Origin of the sequence: Aestuariivirga sp. (genome assembly GCF_044239095.1) — a bacterium.
In the GTDB taxonomy this organism is placed as follows: domain Bacteria; phylum Pseudomonadota; class Alphaproteobacteria; order Rhizobiales; family Aestuariivirgaceae; genus Aestuariivirga.
Genome location: NZ_JBIICB010000370.1, coordinates 1 through 3,225, shown reverse-complemented (window position 1 = coordinate 3,225; position 3,225 = coordinate 1). Strand labels below are relative to the sequence as shown.

The 3,225-nt window shown below is 62.0% G+C and carries 3 protein-coding genes; 1 reads left to right on the top strand and 2 read right to left on the bottom strand.

All coding sequences use genetic code 11. The features are described from left to right. Positions 1-269 (top strand): DUF938 domain-containing protein (locus tag ACILRA_RS21320; protein ID WP_395664054.1); only part of this gene is annotated, 269 nt, incomplete at its 5' end. Here the strand turns inward: ACILRA_RS21320 and ACILRA_RS21315 are convergent. After that, positions 214-2,094, bottom strand: coding sequence for a phage terminase large subunit family protein (locus tag ACILRA_RS21315; RefSeq protein ID WP_395664053.1), 1,881 nt, complete (start codon positions 2,092-2,094; stop codon positions 214-216). The genes ACILRA_RS21320 and ACILRA_RS21315 overlap by 56 nt on opposite strands. Positions 2,095-2,113: 19 nt before the next feature. Next, the gene (locus tag ACILRA_RS21310) at positions 2,114-3,001 is read right to left on the bottom strand and encodes a ParB N-terminal domain-containing protein (protein WP_395664052.1); all 888 of its coding nucleotides are present in this window, start codon (positions 2,999-3,001) and stop codon (positions 2,114-2,116) included. Between the last annotated feature and the right edge of the window lie 224 nt (positions 3,002-3,225).

Below are 3,225 nucleotides of genomic sequence, written 5' to 3'. Positions count from 1 at the left end.
CGGCACGTGGAACGGTGCTGGAGATCGGCTGTGGAACAGGGGAGCATGCGGTGTGCTTCGCCGCGGCGATGCCCACACTCACCTGGCTGCCCACCGATCCCGATCCCCTCTCTCGCGTCAGCACCGCCAGCTGGATCGGGCTCAGGGGTTTGAGCAATGTCCTGGCACCGATCGGCGTCGATGCGAGCTCACCATCGGGAATACGCTGGACGTTCAGCGAATACCCCAGGAAACGAAGGGGCTGGCAAGCCCGCTGGCCCAGAAGCTGATCACCGCATTGTCAGGGGGCTCGCCCCGGACTTCTCCTTCCTCTACCCATTGTCCCGGGGCGACATAAAGCCCCCGGGCATTCATCTCCTGCTTGTCGGCATCCTGGTGCAGCCCACCGCAATGGGGACATTCCAGCTGGGCCGCCTTCCCAGCTTCCGCCGGCGTGGCGTTCTCCGGCCAGCGCATCTGCTCGAAGCGCGGTACGAAGTATTTGTCGCAGTGCAGGCACGGCCAGCAGAAATGATGCCGAGTGCCCGACTGCCAGAGTCTCCAGATGGCGCTTTCGACCGCTTCGGGTACAGCGACCTTCCAGAAGCGGAGCCCGCTTCGCTCATCCAGCTCGGTTTCGATCAGGCCGCGCGACGGCGTGGACGTGATGGCGGTGACGAAGTCCGCATAGGTTTCGCCACGGGCTTCGACCAGGCCGAGCGGATCGCCCTGCCCCTTCACATTGGCCAGCATCTCGTCGTACTCGTCGACCAGCGCGAGCGCGGCGGGACTGGACTTGAGCGCCGCCGAGGATCCCGCATGCGCTAGGCGCACCGGCACCCCGGCCACGATCTTCAGCGTCTTCTTCATGCGCTTGCCGCGCACGACCTTGGCCGACAGCGTCTCCGCCTCGTCCAGCAGGCTCATGAGGCGCGGCTCGAACTGGTCGGTCAGGAAGTCCCTAATCGGACCCACGTACAATATGGGCGCTGGGCGCTGGTCGAGGCGCGCGCCCATGATATCGAGCAGCCCATCCGTGTTGTGCGTCGGCACCATGCGATAGCCGGCAAGGTAGAGATGCGAAGGGCTATCGACTCCAATGCACCGTACCGGAACCGACGGAACTGGAACAATGTCGCGGATGTAACGCAACTCGGCGAGGTACGGTCGGCTGCGGGCGTGGTGAACCGAACCAAGTTTGACTGTCTTGCGCGGCAGATGAAACGGGGAGCGCTCCTGGTAGGCGAGAAAGTGAACGCAATAGAATGGCGTCTTGTACTTCGCAGAGAAGCGGTTGCGTACCCTCGGCTTGAACCCGAGGCTCACAGCCAGGTCGAAGACCTGAAGCGCAAGCGCCTCGTACTTCGAACAGAATTCGGCTTTTCCATTCGATACGCCGCCGTCCGTGTCCATGAGGCCACGAAGCAATTCCAGTCGCTGCGCGGCGGACGCTCGAAGATAGAGTGCCGGGATGTGCTTGTTCTTGATGACGCCCAGCCGCCGCAGGCGCTGCTTCAAACCATCAGGCCCCCGGCTTTCAACACCTTTCAATGCCAGTCGGACATCCCACGCGCTACCCGCCGTGTTTCCATACCATTTGGCATGACATTCAACGCCGTGCGACTCGAGCAACCCGGTCATTGCATCGAAATCCGCCTGCCCGATGGTGATCCTTGTCGCCCGGCTATTTCCATCGCCAAGCCATGCGCCGAGAATGTATGGATCGACTGGGAGCTCAACTTTCGGAAGCTGCAGGGCCCCGGCAACCGGAATCGCAAAGCGCGCGGCGCCATTGTGCAGATGGACGCCTCGGTCAATCATCTGCGAAGTGGTTAGCGTCTCCTGCCGCCGGCCTCCGTCACGCGCCCAGCGGTCGGTGGTGACCGTCCAGAGATGATCGGCGTCGGCAATGATTTCCTCGCCGTCATCGAAGACGACGCTATAACAGGTGCGCCCTTGCTGGACCGGGTTGACGATCGTGACCCTGCAGGGCGTACCCCGTTCATCGAACAGGACGTCTCCCGGCTGCACCTCCCCCATGGTCGTCCAGCCTTGCGGCGTGGGCAGCGGCGTATCGAGGGCAAGCGACTTGCCCATCTGCGCGCCGCACACCATGACCACAGCCTCGGCATTTTCAACAGAGTTCGGGACATCCCCTCGGCTCGTACTGGCGCTGGTAGTCGGCGCGTCCCAGCGTGAAGGTGTTCTTGGCCCAGATGATGAAGGTCGACCACTTGCCGCCGGCCGCCTTGAAAGCGCGCTGCAGGGTGTCGAGTTCCGAGGAACTCATGCTGAGATAACAGGCGCCCTTGGTCACCATTAGCAGGTTGACGCATGCGTCGTAGAGGAACTGGTAGAACCCCTCGCCCAGCGCGTCATTGAGGATGCGGCGGTCCTTGCCGCGCATCTTGTCCTTGGCGCTGTTGCCATAGTCGACGTTGTAAGGCGCGTCGCAAAAACTCATGTCCGCGAGCTGGCCGCCCATCAGCTTCTCGACATCCGTCATCACGGTGGAGTCGCCGCAGAGCACACGATGATCGCCAAGGATCCAGAGGTCGCCCGGTTGGCTGACAGCTTCGGCGGGAACCTCGGGTGCCTCGTCCGGGTCAGTCAGACCCTCGATCTGCTCCGCGCCCAGGAGCTTGTCGAGCTCTTCGGAAACGAAGCCGGTCAGCGCAAGGTCAAAATCGTCGAGCTTCAGATCCCCGAACTCAAGCCGCAGGAGTTCATCGTCCCACTCGGCATTTTCGTGCGAGCGGTTGTCCATGATGCGGTAGGCTTTTGCCTGGGCCGGCGTGAGGCCCTCGGCGACATGCACAGGCACCACCTTCAGGCCTAGCTGCTTGGCGGCCTCAAGCCGCGTATGCCCTACGATCACCACCAGCTTCTCGTCCACCACAATAGGCTGGCGGAAGCCGAATTCGGCGATAGAGGCCTTCACGGCATCGATGGCGGCAGTGTTGTTGCGCGGGTTCCGGGCATAGGGCACCAGGCTCTCGACGGCCATGTCGGTGACGATCATCGGAACCTCATCGTGGATGGCGTCGGCATGGCGCCGAAATCAAAACGCCTGTGGCAGGGCCGAAATCAAAATGGCCAAAACCCATCAACTCGGGGGTCATGTCCAATGAATTCAGGGGTTTGGACCCCGCCGAATCAAAACAAAACGGAAAAATCAAAAGCAGAAAAACGCTCGAAAACCGGGCTGCCGCGCCAGCGCATATCTAAGGTTGAAAATGGGGCTCC

Bases quoted from the DNA above. Each gene is read 5' to 3' on its own strand.
- ACILRA_RS21315 (WP_395664053.1), bottom strand. From the start codon at position 2,094: ATGGTGTGCGGCGCGCAGATGGGCAAGTCGCTTGCCCTCGATACGCCG.
- ACILRA_RS21310 (WP_395664052.1), bottom strand. From the start codon at position 3,001: ATGATCGTCACCGACATGGCCGTCGAGAGCCTGGTGCCCTATGCCCGG.